This is a genomic window from Flavobacterium sp. GW821-FHT12A05 (assembly GCF_058807735.1).
In genome coordinates this window covers 153,436-168,885 of record NZ_JBXAQY010000002.1, presented here as the reverse complement: position 1 = coordinate 168,885, position 15,450 = coordinate 153,436, and the positions used below count along the sequence as shown (strand labels likewise).

Below are 15,450 nucleotides of genomic sequence, written 5' to 3'. Positions count from 1 at the left end.
TCTTAATTGGAATTTGGAATTTTAATTTTTTTGGAATTTTAGAAAATTTATTCCTCCTCTGCAGTTTCAAACTCCATGTGGTCTACTATTTCTTCATCTGCTTTTACAGTTTTTGAAGCTTTTAGTGCATTGAATCTTTCCAGCATTTCGGTTTCTCCTTCTTCACCGCTGAAATATGGGAAAACGTCCATAATTGGTGATTCTGAAATGGCAGGAATAGAATATTCTCCCATTGTGTTTTTCATCACATGAATCGTGTTATCATAAGCTTCTCTCACATCGTTTGCCTGAACCAGCATATACATGTTTGATTTTCTTTCTTTACCGCTTTCTTCATCATAAGCAATTAAAGAAACTTTTGATTTAAACCAGCGATCGGTATTCTCAAACGGATGTATTTCGGCATAATTTGCCACTTTTATATTCGTGATTTTAAATTCTTCACTAATATAAGCCGCCATTTCTTCATTAATTCTTTTTTCGGCTTCTGTATAAGATATTGCATCTACCAAATAAGGTTCTGTTAAAACTTTTTGGCCTCCAGTTTCATCTGTTTTTCTATATTTTACTTTGCATTCGTACCAAATTGCGCTCATCTTTTCTATTTTTTAAGGATGCCAAAGATAGATTTTACAGCAAAATAAATAGCCGAAATACTGAAATAGATATTCACAATTTAAGGAATTTTTTGGTAACGTACTGACTGTTTTGGTTTTAGCTGTGAATTAAAAAAGCCTCAGATTTCCTGAGGCTTTTTCCAAAAAACATGATTTCTAAATTATGGTAAATTTAAATCTTTAAATCCTGAAACTTCTGTAGAAACTTCGCCTAACCATGCGCCTTCGGCACGGTTAGAATTGTAAACTTTAATAAAGTCGATTCCTTTTAGTTTAACCGATTCTCCTTTTGCGTTTACAGCCCAGCTGATATCGATTTGACCTCTTACATCAGTATTAGCCCAGTTGTCTGTGTAACCCCAATCATAAGCTGGATTGGCCCAGTTTGTTCCTGTTCCTGATTTATCGTAAATGTTAGATTTTAAGAACGTTCCTTTAAAAGTTACCGTGTTTCCTTTCCATAATGGGTAGAAAGTTTGTTTATGGAACTGGTTTTTAGAAAGATATCCTGTTTGTCCCTGATTGTCTGTCCAGCGAATATATTTAGGTTCGTTTGGATTCGTTGGTTCAGTTTCTGGTTTATAATATGTGATCTCGTAGTTTTTAATTGTAGTTGGTTTGTTGTGTTCAGAACCTGCAATTTCAAACCATTCGTCGTCTGCTTTTCCGTTTCCGTTTGCGTCGTATGAAACCATTACAATTCCCGGTTCAGACCAATCTGTAAAAGCATTACCCAGAACAACAAAATCATTTCCGTCTTTATTAACGATGGTGTGGTCAAAACCAAATTGTACGTAACCGCCAAATCCGCCTAAACTTACCATACTTCCGGTAGTTAAAGCTGTTTCTGCTTTTACTCGCATTGTTTCATCGGTATCTGTTGCAGTAGCAGCAGGCAGGGCATTTACAAATTGTCCCGGTGCAGGGAAGAAATCAAATACACGTGCAATTCTGTTTAAATACGTTTTTTCGGCAACTGTTACAGAGAAAGTTTTAGAACTTTCGCCAACGCCATTTTTAGCTTTAAACTCAATATTGTAAGTTCCTGCGTTTGCAAAAACATAAAAGAAACTTGCTGTTACGGCTGTTTCCTGACCATTTACAATCCATTTGTAAGTTGCGCCCGAAGCATTTGCTACTTGTGGTTCAACTTTAAACCATTGCATTTTATCAATAGCAAAACCTCCTGCAGGATTTGGTAAAGTAATTTCTGGTGCGCTTGCCAAAATGCTGATCGTACGTCCATCTGCAAAAGTAAAAGTCATGATTCCGTTTGCCAACGATACCGAAATAATTTCGGCTGCATCTTTTCCTTTTTGTCCAGCTGCCGAAACTCCGGTATCTACATTATCAATAAACCAATTTCCGTTGCTTCCAATAGCAATTTTTGGAGCTTCACCTTTATCTCCGCTTTCTCCTTTAGCCGATTTTCCGGTATCAACACCATCGATCCACCAGTTTCCGTTGTCTCCAATTTTTATAAAAGATGAGGTATTGCGAACCGTTAGTTTCGATCCGTCGCTCATGGTAATAACATAGCTTCCTTCTTTGGTTTCGTAGCTTACAACATATAATCTTTTGTTTAGAACATCAAGTAAGTTTTCATATTGAGCCATTCTGTTTTTCAAGTCATTGACGTCATTTTTAAGATCGTTAATATCGTCCTTATAACATCCTGAAAGAAGCAGGACAAGCGACAATGCTAGTAAAATTTTCTTCATTTTTTTTAATTTAAGGTTTATGGTTTAATTATTGTTTTTTTAGTTTTAAAGGCAAAATGAGCCGGAATATCTCCTGTGGTTACTACGAATTTTGTGTTTCCGTTTTTATCAACGCAGTATAATTTTCCTGGAGAAACATAATCTCCGGCATCTGTTACGTATACATTTAAAGAGATAGGATCTACAGCAAGTCCGTAAGGGGTTTTAATTTCGTCGGTGACTGATTTTGGCAGAAAACTTTCTGAAAGCAGTGTTTCGGTTTTAACATTAATCATGGAATAATTAATGATCCAGTCGAAAGTTTTGTAATTAAATTCAGAACCAATTATATAAGCTTTGTCGCCCACAATTGTGAGGTTAGAACATGTAATATCAAAAGTTTTTTTGATGTTATCTGTTTTGGTATCAATTACAAATAATTTAGGACGGATGTCATAATAATCGCCGCGAGAGCTTACATACAAATCTCCATCCTGATCGGCTTCAAGTCTGTGAAGGTTGATGGCAACTTCTATATCTTTAATTTTTGTAAAAGTTTTTAAATCGATTACCGAAACGGTTTTTTCATAATTTGGCGGACTATATCCTCCTGAATTGGCAACATAAAGTTTTGTACCTACAATTGCCATTTCTTCTGGCTGACGGCCCACTTTTACGGTTTTTGTAATAGCAAGAGATGTAGTGTCTATTTCGGCAACAAAACCATTTGGAGAGTTTTCTCCTAATTGTACCTCGCCATCGTAAGCGCTTACATAAGCTTTTCCGTTAGCAAAAGTTACGTAGCGGCAGTTTTTTACATCAATTACTTTAAGGCGTTTTGCGGTAACAGCATCCATAACCTCAACCTTGTTAGAGTTGTTGATTACGGCATATATTTTTGAACCGTAAATGGCAATATCGTTTCCAACATCTCCTAAACCTAAAGTGGCTTCAGGATTTGCTTGCCCGTAAACGTTACGTTTGTAAACACCGCTTGCATAATCGTAATAATCCAGTGAAGCTTTGTTCATGTTCATATTACCTTCGTTAAGAAGATAAAAACCCTCTACGGTTGTAACCGTTTCTGGTGGTAAAACCACGATTTCTTCAGGAATAATAGGATCTTCTTCCTGACATCCCTGAAAGACAATTGCTGCAAATGCGAGTAAGAACCAAAATTTGAAATTTGTTTTCATTGTTGCGATTTTAATTGTTGATGCTATTTGTTTTAAAGATTTATTGAAAGACTTAATCGGTAATTTCTTCCCGGCATTGGAAAATTGAGCACGACATCGTAATATTGATTGAATAAATTGTTTACCTCTCCGCTTATTTTTACCGGAAGTTTTGCCATTTTTCCGTTCCAAATAAGAGCCATGTCGCTGGTATACCAAGGTTTTACATAGTTAACAAGAATGTTTGCTTTCTGGCTGTATCGTTCGCCGGTGTAAATAAAACTGTAGTTTAAATTCCAGTTTTTCCAGTTGATGGATGAAGTTAATGTACCGCTGTTTCTAGGCGTATACGGAATTTGATCCCCATAAGTAGTGCCTTTTGGGGTAATATCAATTGCTTGTTGATACGTATAACTAAGACCGAGATCTAAGAATATTTGTTCAGGGAATTTGAAAACGAAGTTGGTATTTAATTCTAATCCGCGAATGTCGACTTCTCCTAAATTCATCATCGTCCACCTAAAAAGATTAGAAGACGGCATTGCAATGATTTTGTCTTTTACCCGATTGTAGTAAACATCGGCCTGAAAGGATGCCGACTGTAAAAACTTTTTCGGCTCTATAATATAAGTAGTTCCAAAGTCGTATTGCGTTGTAAATTCCGGACGCAAAGAACTGTTACCAATAAAAGTGTAATATAAATCGTTGAAAGTAGGCATTCGGAAAGACTCTTTGTAAAAAGCCCTGATTCTGAAATTCTTTATATCAAATGGCTGAAAAGAAGCAGATAAAACGGGACAAAAAACATGCTGACTGTCTCCTTGCTGGTAATATTTGACTTGTTCGTCGACATAAGCCCCAAGTAAGTTTGCCTGAATATCAAGACGTTTCCAGTGCATTTCGCTTGAGATTGCGCCCAAATAAGAATATCGGGTAGGATAAGGGAAACGGTACAAATTGGCATCGAGCGTATTTATGGAGAAATCTGTTGCAAGAGACATTTTCCACCAGTCTTTTATATGGTAGAGATTGACAATTGAAGCGTAAAATTCGTTTTGGTAATACTTATTGTCCAATGCGCCTTGAAGTGTTTTATAATCCGGATCAATGTAACGGCTGTAATCTCGGCTGAATTTTACATTGGCAAGCATTTCGTGTTTTTCGAAGAAAGAATTTTGAACCGAGGCATGAATGAAGAAATTTCGATCCCATTGGCGTTGTACATATTCATACTTGTTTGCTAAAATGGCACCGGGAAGACCTCGTTCAGAATCGTAATAATAGGCTTTAAGACTGGCTTGTCCGTTTGTACCAAATTTTGCGTTTAAGTTTAACTCGGCACGAAGAGCGTTGATATCTCCGTTTTGACGAACGGCTGTGGTGTCGTAACCGTCTTTTTTCTGATATCTGTATTTGTATTTTCCATCCGCTTTCATCCATTCAATATTCGATGAAAGGGAAATTTTTGAAGTTATTTTTTGCTGATAGAGAAGAGAAGGATTCACCAATCCGAAAGATCCGGTTTTAAAAGAAGCCCGAGCATTTGCATTTTTACCCGATTCAAAAACAGGGATTTTCGATTTTAGAAATAAAGTATTCGAAGCAAAAAATCCACGTGCCGGCTGAAAAATAGTCGATTTTTGACCGTTATAAAGTTCGATGGCTTCGATATTGTCGAGAGAATATTTTCCCAGATCGACTTGTCCGTTTTGAGCATTTCCCACCGTCATTCCGTCGTAAAAAACCGCTGTGTGAGCACTTCCTAAACTTCGTACGTTTATGGTTTTTAAACCGCCAATTCCGCCATAATCTTTTAACTGCACGCCCGAAAAATACCGAACAGCATCGGCAACAGAAAGGCTGTTGAGGTTTTCAAGCTGCTTGCCGGATAAAATCTGAACCGGCATAGGCGACTCTATCCTGAACTCGCGTTTACTTGCGGTTAGAATAACTTCGTTTAACGGAAGCGGTTTTAAAGAGTCAAGCTCCTTATTTTTAGGATTATGCTGCGCAAAAATCAGATTCGTGAATAAAATCCAAAGTAAGAAACATAACCCACCATGTATTAGGCTTAAATGCCTGTTTTTACATACGTGCATAGCAAAATAGTCTATTTGTGACAAATAGTTTTAAACGGAAAAATTAAAATCAAATGTTAGTTTGATATTGTGTCTGCTTCAAAACTTTGGTCCGCGAAAGCCTGAAATTATATACAGTGGCAGGTCTCCTGACTTATTCCCATTTTGAGCCGCCTTCCCACATTTGAGAAAAAATGCAGTGGCAAAAGATTAGATTTTGAAAGCTGTGAATCGCTTTCTTGTCTGTCAAAATGTTGCATGGAACTTACAGTAACGGGCTTGTTCAGGATTTACACCTGATTCCCTCTTCGTTAGCTGAAATCGAAAAATCGCAGCTAAACCATTGCGGGTGCAAATGTAAATAAACTATGTTTGGTTATGGGGGTGTTTTTGAGAAAAAAGTTTTGAGTGCTCTTTATTTTTGTTATTACAGAAATAGATTACAGCGTTTTTGAGCTATGTTCGAAGATCAAACTAAACTTAATGCTTTTACGGAAAGACGTAAAAAATGAGCCGAATAAAAAATTATTTTCGTGCGCAGAATTAAAAATACCTCAAATTCTGTAAAAGTGATTAAACAATAAGATTAATGAGAACTCCAGTAAACCATCATAAAATGCATAGAATATTTTCTAACCAAGTTCTTAAAATAATAGTACGATTTTCAATATTTATGTTTTGTCTGCAGATTCAGGCACAAACGGAAACGAATACTTTTCAAACTCCAAATTTTGCTCCAAAATCTCCCGAGGCTGCAGCTTTTTTAAAGTATGGCGAATATCCTGTTGATCTGGCTACTGGTGTTCCTGGTATATCGATACCATTGTATACTATTGATTTAAAGGATTTCAAGATGCCAATATCTTTAGATTACCACGCTTCTGGTATAAAAGTTAATCAGGAAGCAACCTGGGTAGGTCTTGGCTGGAATCTAAATGCCGGTGCTCAAGTAGTTTTAAGTCCAAGAGACGACATCGACGAAAACAATCCTAATATAGATGTAATTCCAGATGGAGATGCCATTATTGCTTATTTTAAGCTGCATCCTTATGATCAAGGTGCTGTTTCAAATTTAGATTATAATCTAGATAAGTCCAGGGTAAAAGATATGTATGTTTTTTCATCGCCTACGGTAAATGGAAGTTTTTATATTAGAAATTTTGCCAGTAATGATGTTGTTACAATACCGCCAAATGCTTTTAAAGTTGAACTTTTAGGAGCAAATAGAGAAAACATGAAATTTAGAATAACAGATCCACAGGGAAATGTTTATTCGCTTAATACTACAGAAATTTCTATGCAAGCGATGACTCATAGTGATCACTATATAAGCGCGTGGTATGTTGATGAAATTAAAACACCATCAAATAATAAAATAACCTTCACCTATCAGGATGATGGAACTTTAACGGATAAAAGCTTTTCTCAAAGAGTAGAGGTAAAAAACATTGTAGAAAGACTAGAGTGCGCTGGAGGCAATATTTCCAGAGGTCAAATAGGCGAGGTAATTGACGCGACAGGAAATACGGATACTTTTTTAAAAAAAATAAAAGAAATTACTTTTAATGATGGTAACTCCAAAATCGTATTTACAAAGAATTTAGGAAGGCAGGATTTGGTTAATGGAGCTGGAAACGGATATTTGAGCAAAATTGAAATCCAGCAATTACTAGATGTAGGCTTTAGAAATGTAAAGGGCTATACTTTTGATTACTCTTATTTCAATCCATCAGGAAGCTATTACTCAGACAAAAGATTAAAGCTGGACAGAGTCGTTAATTTACTAGGCAGAGTCGAGCAAGAGTTTACCTATTCAAATGTTTCTTTACCAAATAAGACTTCAAAAGGGCAGGATTTTTTTGGATATAATAATGGAAAAAGTAATAATGTAGATTTAATTCCTAAACATTATATCTCTTATCCTTATCCAACAGAAGTGGGCAGGGCAAATCGCGTTGTAAATTCTTTAGAGAATCAGGCAGGAATTTTAAAAGAAATACATTATCCTACAAAAGGATGGACAAAATTTAATTATGAAACAAACGAGTTTTATGGAGTTGACCTTTTTGGTAAATATACCCCTGTAATTGTAAACAGTAGTGTTATACAAGGTACAGGCGGCTCGGCACCAATAAAGGAAGGCCCAGGTATTGATGGGGTAATATGTTTGAATCCAAATCCTGATGATTGTGTTAATTATGTATCAATTCCTTTTACGGCAACAGAGGCTCAAGGACAATTAATGTTTGAAAAGGATAATGGACGTTCATCTGATCCCACTATTTCTAAACATTATCGTGCTTTGGTTAGGGTATTTTCTGGTGGAATTGAAGTTTATAATTCTGGTCCTGACAGTTTTACTCAACCGTTTAAAATTCCTTTGGCATTAAAAGAATCCGGTACAATAGAAGTTGAAGTATATGGGAAGTATATGAGTGTTAGGAATTTACAGCTTAAATATGTAAATAACGATCCTGTACCAAAAAATAACTTAGGCGCCGGACTTAGAATTGCAAGCATAGAAAATTATGACAATGACAACACCTTAGCGCTAAAGAAACAATATGATTACTCTGATATTGCTGATGCAGGACATACGAGCGGTCAGTTGATCAATAGAATGAGTACTACTTTCCAGTCAAACAATTTTACCAATTATACTTTTATTCAATGTGGTCAAAGCGGGTCATCAGGAGGAATAGGTTGTACAGGAGGACTCAGTTATACGGCTACTTACACTATTAGTTCAAATTCCAGATTTGGTATAGAGGGAAACTCTATTGCTTATAAATATGTAAAAGAAAAACAGATTGATGTTAAAAATCAAACTAATAACGGATATACTCAATATGAATTTACGACTGCTTCAGATGAAATACCTTTTGGAAATCCGACAGTACAAATCGCTGCCGGGTGGAAAAGAGGTAAAGTTTTGAACAAGAAAGTCTATAAAACAGAAGGAACAGCGGCTTATATAGTAGAGGAAGAGAAAAACACTTATTTTGAAGATCCTTCTAATACTTCTTTTTACAATGGATTTAAGATGTTTCGTATGGGAACTACTAATAATCATGAGAATTCTGTAGATCCTCTAACTCCAATGTGTCCGTATGATGCAAATGGAGGAGTAGAAATATTGCGAACAATTGAACCTATAACCTATAATATTCCAATTTTATGGTTCTACCAAAAAACATCCGAGAAAACGAGTTATTTTTATAATTCATCCAATATTTTGAAAGGTAAAGTAGTAAGCAATACTACTTTTAATTATGGCAATCCATCGCATTTGCAATTAACATCGCAAACAACAACTAACTCAGTTGGAGAAACATTACTGACTAAATATTTTTATGCTCCTGATCCAGAGATGATTTCAAAACCGTTTAGTTCAGATTTGGCATCAGCAAATATGATAGGAATCCCTTTAAATACACAAACATTTAAAGATGGAGCTAAAATGTCAGAGCAGCTTACTAGTTATGAGAAAAGCAGTGCAACAAGCAATCTGCTTCTTCCGAGATTTGTTTATGCTAACAAAGGAGCAGCAACAATAGATTTAAATTTAGATAAAAAAATCACCTATGATTTATATGATGAAAAAGGAAATGTGCTGCAATACACTATAGACGGAGGAACTCCGGTGTCTATTATTTGGGGATACAATAAAACCCAGCCAATTGCTAAAATTGATAATTTGGCTTACGGTACAATTTCTGCCGAGACTATTGCAAATCTGCAGGCACTGTCTAATGATGATTCGGATAATTGCTTGTCAGATAATTGTTCGGAACAAAAACTGCGAAACGGACTGAACGCATTCAGAAATTCACTCCCAAATGTTTTTATCTCTACTTATACCTATAATCCGTTAATAGGGGTTACAAGTATTACCGATCCTAAAGGATTTACCACTTATTATGAATATGATGCAGATCAAAGATTAAGGTTTGTAAAAGATAAGGATTTAAATGTGCTTCAAAAATATTGTTATAATTATAAAGGCCAGACTATAGATTGTGGAGACAACTCTTCAGGCAGTGTTAAGATTTATAAAAGTGCAGCACAAACAGGAACATTTACCAAAAATAATTGTATGGCAGGAGGAACGCCTTCTAGTGTGGTTTACAGTCAGGGAGCGGCTGTTGTAACATCAAATATTTCACAAGCTGATGCAGATTCAAAGGGACTTGCTAAATTTAATGCAGATGGTCAGATCTATGCTAATGCAAATGCATCTTGTACCTATTACAGTATAGCCCAAAGCGGTTCGTTTACGAAAAATAATTGTAGCCCAGGAGCGATAGGTTCAAATGTGGTTTACAGTCAGGCAGCTGGGGTTGTAACATCAAACATTTCACAAGCTGATGCCGATGCATTAGGACTTGCTAAATTTAATGTAGATGGTCAGTCCTATGCTAATGCTAATGGATATTGTACCTATTACAGCGCAGCACAAAACGGTTCGTTTGCAAAAAACAGTTGTGCTGCAGGAGGAGCAGGTTCCAGTGTAGTATACAGTCAGAATTCGGGAGTTTTAACTTCTAGAATTTCACAAGCTGATGCCGATGCATTAGGACTTGCTAAATTTAATTCAGATGGTCAATCTTATGCCAATGCAAACGGATATTGTACGTATTACAGTGCTGCGCAAAGCGGTTCGTTTACAAGAAATAATTGTGCTTCGGGCGGATCACCTTCCAGCGTGACTTACAACCAGGCAGCAGGGGCATCAACATCAAACATTTCGCAAGCAGATGCCGATGCATTGGGGCTTGCTAAATTTAATACTGACGGGCAGTATTATGCTAATACAAATGCTGTTTGTACCTTTTATAATGCAGCAGTAAGTAAAGTTTTCTATAGAAATAATTGTCCAGCTGGCGCTGATCCGGGAACATTTACTTATTCTGTTCCTTACGGAACTTATGTTAGCAATGTCTCTCAGGAAAATGCAGATCAATTAGCACAAAATGCCATAAATACGTATGGGCAAAATGCAGCAAATGCAGAAGCGGTATGTACTTTTTATAGTGCAGCACAAAACGGTTCGTTTACAAAAAACAATTGTGCTTCAGGCGGAACAGGTTCTACTGTAACTTATAGCCAGAATAGGGGAGTTTTAACTTCTACAATTTCTCAGGCCGATGCCGATGCATTGGGACTTGCTAAATTTAATGCAGATGGTCAGTCTTATGCCAATGCAAACGGAAATTGTACGTATTACAGTGCTTCACAAAGTGGATCATTTGCTAAAAATGATTGCGGTCCTGGAGGAGTACCTTCAAGCGTATCTTACACTCAGGCAGCAGGAGCGCAGACTTCAAATATTTCCCAAGCTGATGCAGATTCAAAAGGACTTGCTTTGTTCCAGGCAAACGGACAAGCTAATGCGAATACAAATGGAAGTTGTACGTATAGTAATGCAGCAATTAGTAAAACTTTTACCAAAAACGATTGTCCGGCAAATGGTACTCCGGGAACGTATACTTATACTGTTCCTGCGGGCAAATACACTAGCGGTTCACAAACAACGGCAGATAGATTGGCTCAAAATGATATAGATGCAAACGGACAATATAATGCCAATATGATTGCAGAATGCTTTTTTTACAGCGCTGCTAAATCAGGTGTATTTGCAAAAAATGATTGCGGAGGAGGTTTATCAGGAAGTTATGTTACTTATACAGTTCCAAGTAGAAAATATATCTCAAATTCTCAGGCAAGTGCAGATGATTTAGCACAGTCAGATGTAAATAATAATGGTCAGGCTTATGCCAACGCAAATGGTGTTTGTATTTATAATAGTATTGCCAGAAGTGGGTTGTTTACCAGAAGTAATTGTGGACAAAATCAATTTGGTTCAACGGTGTCTTATAATCAAGCAGCAGGAGCTGTTACTTCATCAGTTTCTCAGGCAGATGCCGATGCTCTGGGTCTTGCTAAATTTAACACTGACGGACAAGCTTATGCAGATGTCAATGGTACATGCACTACCAGAGAAGTTGACTTTTTATTTGAACGTTATTTTGATCCTTCTAGTAGAGTACTTAGTATCGACGCTTGGGCTACGGGAACAAATCATAATGGAGCCACATTAAAATTTACAGTTAATTTTTTACGCCTGTCCGGAGCAGCAGCAAGTCAGGAAGTTGTTGTAGAATTTGCAGCTGGCCAGAGCAGTAAGTTTACTTCTCTTACATTAAACGCTAAGAGTATTGTAAGTGTTACTTTACTGGTGATTAAAAAATAGATATTAAAGGCCTAATAAGATAAACATAGATTTATGAGAAAATATATAACAATCCTAATCGTATTATTGGCAACGGCAAATGCTTTGGGACAAACTTTCAGTGATGATAATTTTATTTATACAATATCTCCCAAAAAAGCAATTCAGTCTGGTAATTTAAATACGCTTACCAAGGACGAAATGAATCAAAATATCAGTTATTTTGATGGACTTGGGCGTCCGGTGCAGACTATAGCAGTAGGACAGGGTGGAAACGGACAGGATCTTGTTACTCCCGTTAAGTACGATGGTTTGGGCAGACAGTTAATAGAGTATCTCCCTTATGCCGCTTCTAACGGAGGCAGCACTTACCCGAGAATTGATCAGCTTACAGCAGAAAATGCTACAGTATCATTTTATACAAATTACAAAAACACTTCTAATCCATTTTCAGAAAAAATATTGGAGCAGTCTCCTTTAAGCAGAGTCTTAAAACAAGCTGCACCGGGAGCTTCCTGGGGTAAAGACAGCGGTCACGAAATCAAATTAGACTATCAGTCTAATGCCGAAGGAGAAGTAAGATTGTTTAAAGCAAATACATCTTGGGATGTGGGTTCAGGATTGTATGAAATAAGCTTTGCAGATGCGGGGAATTATGAAGCAGATAAACTGTATAAGAATATAACCTATGATGAAAACAGTGCTAATAATCCATTAGAAACTGCTGGTTCAACAGTAGAATTTAAAAACAAAGAAGGCCAGATAGTTCTAAAAAGAACCTATGATGCCGGTAATAAACACGATACTTATTATGTTTATGACCTCTATGGAAACCTGACTTATGTTATTCCTCCAAAAGCAGACGGTGTAATCAATGCCGATATCTTAAACGATTTATGTTATCAATATAAATACGACAACAAAAACCGTTTGGCTGAGAAAAAACTTCCCGGAAAACAATGGGAATTTATTGTATATGATAAATTAGACAGACCCGTTGCCACAGGACCTGCCAATTCTCCTTTTTCGGATTTAACTACTGTGGGATGGATCATAACCAAATACGATGCTTTTAACCGCCCAATTTATACCGGATGGAACAATCAGACTTGTAATGCCTTGGCAAGAAAATCACTTCAGGATGCTCAAAACGCAGCGACTGTATTGTTTGAAACCAAACAGACATCTGGAACTATAGATAACATACAGGTATATTACAGCAACAACATTGCGCCAACTAGTTTTAAACTTTTAAGCGTTAATTATTATGACGATTATAATTACCCAAATGCACCTGCACTTCCAACTGCGGTTGAGGGCGAAACTGTTTTAAGCAATGTAAAAAGTCTTGCGACAGGAAACTGGACGAGAGTGCTTACTACAGCCTTAAGCACAGCAGGCGAAACCAGTACTACGATTTATGATACTAAAGCACGCCCAATGCGAACTCATTTACAGAATTATCTGGGAGGTTATACTCTGGCAGACAGTAAGCTTGATTTTGCAGGTAAGGTACTTTACACGATTTCAAAGCACAAACGAACTTCAGGAAGTACAGAATTAAGTATCAGAGAAGAGTTTACTTATTCGCCTCAGGACCGCGTACTAACTCATACCCACCAGATAAACAACGGACCTGTTGAGGTTATTGCTAATAATAACTACGATGAAATGGGGCAGCTTATTTCTAAAAAAGTTGGAAACAATATCCAGAACATTAACTATACCTACAATATTAGAGGATGGCTTACGGCAATTAACGACGTCAGTGCGCTTTCAAAACCAAACGATCCAAAAGATTTGTTTGCTTTTAAGATTAATTATGATGTTCCGTCAGCTTTTAGCGGGGTAAACGGACTCTACAATGGCAATATCTCCGAGACCCAGTGGGCCACAAATTCAGATAACGGAATTGTAAGATCCTACGGTTATAAATACGATAACCTGAACCGTTTAAAAGAAAGTATTTCTGCAAAAAGCGGAGTGGTAAATAATGCTTACAACGAGACTTTAGGGTACGATAAAAATGGAAATATTACAAATCTAACTCGTAACGGAGAGAGCGAAACAGCCCAGCTTATTGATAATTTGGCTTATACTTATTCAAATGATAAAAGCAACCAGCTGACAAAAGTAATCGACAACAGTAACAAAGCACTGGGTTTTATAGATAATACCCAGACTACTGACGATTATATGTATGATCTTAACGGAAACATGATCTCTGATGCCAACAAAAGCATCACCTCGATTGCCTACAACCATTTAAATCTGCCACTTAAAATAACCTTTGCCTCGACAGGAAATATTCTTTACATTTACAATGCAGAAGGGCAGAAAGTACAGAAAATCGTAAATCGTGCCGGTACAGCAGCTGTTACAACAGATTATCTGGGAGGTTATCAATACGAGAACAGTACTTTAAAGTTTTTCCCAACAGCCGAAGGTTATGTAGAACCTTCATCAGGTTCTTATAAATATGTTTACCAGTACAAGGATCATTTGGGTAATATTCGTTTAAGTTATGATAAAAACTTAGCCATTCAGGAAGAAAACAATTATTATCCTTTTGGGTTAAAACACATGGGGTACAATGGTGTTAAAATTGGTGCGGAGAATAAATATAAGTACAACGGCAAGGAATTGCAAGATGAGTTAGGGCTTAACTTCTACGACTATGGAGCACGTAATTATGATCCAGCAATTGGTCGCTGGATGAATATTGACCCGCTGGCAGAGAAAAATCCTAATCAAACCCCGTTCTTATATTGTAATGCAAATCCAGTAATTTTTATGGATCCTAATGGAAAAGATGGAATTATAGTTATAAAAGGGGGACAGATAACAATATCGTCAAATGTATATCTATATGGGAAAGGTGCTACAAAATCTGTAGTTTCTCAAATGCAAAAAGATATAAATTCAAAATGGGGAGGAACATTTAGTTCAAAATCATTGGATGGGAAACACTCTTTTAAAGTGAATTTTAAAGTAAAAGTTGACTTATATGAAGGAAAAGAGAAAAATGACCCAACGATAATACCTGAGAATTGGGATTCGGATAATAGAGATAATTTTATTGATGTGAATGATGATGTTGAAAGATCTTACGTAAATTATGATGGAGATGAAGGAGAATGGAGAAGTACAGGACGAAATGGAAAATCGTTAGCTCAAGATGATTCAGCTCCCCATGAAGTAGGACACTTATTAGGTTTAATAGATAGGTATACTGATGGTAAAGGAGCACATCCAGGATGGGGAAGTAATATAATGGGAAAAGGTTCAAAAGGAAAAGTGCAACAAAAAAATATAGACGGGATTCTTCTAGACGCAATGAAAGCATATGACGAGTGGTCAAAAGATAAAGATAATGAAGGTAAAGAATTTAGATATGAAATTAATAGTCGCCCAAATAAATAGAGTAATTAGAAATTGTTTTTTTAACTTACTAATCATTGATCTTTTATTAATATTTTTATATTACTATTTTCAACCTCTATGTGAACCTTGTATAGATTTGCACAATTGTCCATTGTGTATATCAAAAGAACAATATGTTATAATTTATTTAGGAATAGCATTGAATTTAATACTCGGCGTATATTGTCTTTTAAAAAAGAAAAGATATATTTAGATATATTGAAA

General features: G+C 36.4%; 6 protein-coding genes and 1 riboswitch. Of the genes, 2 read left to right on the top strand and 4 right to left on the bottom strand.

The genetic code is table 11. The features are described 5' to 3' along the window. Positions 1 to 47: 47 nt before the first annotated feature. From AC1RRQ_RS04105 to AC1RRQ_RS04090, 4 genes are all read right to left on the bottom strand, one after another. The gene (locus AC1RRQ_RS04105) at positions 48 to 596 is read right to left on the bottom strand and encodes a DUF4494 domain-containing protein (RefSeq protein ID WP_493021680.1); all 549 of its coding nucleotides are present in this window, start codon (positions 594 to 596) and stop codon (positions 48 to 50) included. Between the two features lie 182 nt (positions 597 to 778). Next, positions 779 to 2,338: a PKD-like domain-containing protein gene (locus AC1RRQ_RS04100; protein ID WP_493021678.1), complete on the bottom strand. Its 1,560-nt coding sequence runs from the start codon at positions 2,336 to 2,338 to the stop codon at positions 779 to 781. A gap of 17 nt (positions 2,339 to 2,355) precedes the next feature. Further along, complete coding sequence (locus AC1RRQ_RS04095; protein ID WP_493021676.1) at positions 2,356 to 3,513, bottom strand: YncE family protein; 1,158 nt, start codon at positions 3,511 to 3,513, stop codon at positions 2,356 to 2,358. A 32-nt stretch (positions 3,514 to 3,545) separates the two neighbouring features. Next, positions 3,546 to 5,615, bottom strand: a complete 2,070-nt coding sequence (locus AC1RRQ_RS04090; RefSeq protein ID WP_493021674.1) for a TonB-dependent receptor — start codon at positions 5,613 to 5,615, stop codon at positions 3,546 to 3,548. Positions 5,616 to 5,692: 77 nt separating this feature from the next. Continuing rightward, positions 5,693 to 5,930, bottom strand: a riboswitch (cobalamin riboswitch). Positions 5,931 to 6,159: 229 nt separating this feature from the next. On the opposite strand from AC1RRQ_RS04090, the gene AC1RRQ_RS04085 reads away from it, so the two are divergent. Further along, positions 6,160 to 11,823, top strand: coding sequence for a DUF5977 domain-containing protein (locus AC1RRQ_RS04085; protein WP_493021672.1), 5,664 nt, complete (start codon positions 6,160 to 6,162; stop codon positions 11,821 to 11,823). A gap of 33 nt (positions 11,824 to 11,856) precedes the next feature. Then, on the top strand, positions 11,857 to 15,225 hold the full coding sequence (locus AC1RRQ_RS04080) for a DUF6443 domain-containing protein (protein WP_493021670.1): 3,369 nt from the start codon (positions 11,857 to 11,859) through the stop codon (positions 15,223 to 15,225). The last annotated feature ends 225 nt before the right edge of the window (positions 15,226 to 15,450 follow it).

What these genes read in the sequence shown, in the direction of transcription:
- AC1RRQ_RS04105 (WP_493021680.1), bottom strand. Translation starts at nt 596, where the DNA reads ATGAGCGCAATTTGGTACGAATGCAAAGTAAAATATAGAAAAACAGAT.
- AC1RRQ_RS04100 (WP_493021678.1), bottom strand. Translation starts at nt 2,338, where the DNA reads ATGAAGAAAATTTTACTAGCATTGTCGCTTGTCCTGCTTCTTTCAGGA.
- AC1RRQ_RS04095 (WP_493021676.1), bottom strand. Translation starts at nt 3,513, where the DNA reads ATGAAAACAAATTTCAAATTTTGGTTCTTACTCGCATTTGCAGCAATT.
- AC1RRQ_RS04085 (WP_493021672.1), top strand. Translation starts at nt 6,160, where the DNA reads ATGAGAACTCCAGTAAACCATCATAAAATGCATAGAATATTTTCTAAC.
- AC1RRQ_RS04080 (WP_493021670.1), top strand. Translation starts at nt 11,857, where the DNA reads ATGAGAAAATATATAACAATCCTAATCGTATTATTGGCAACGGCAAAT.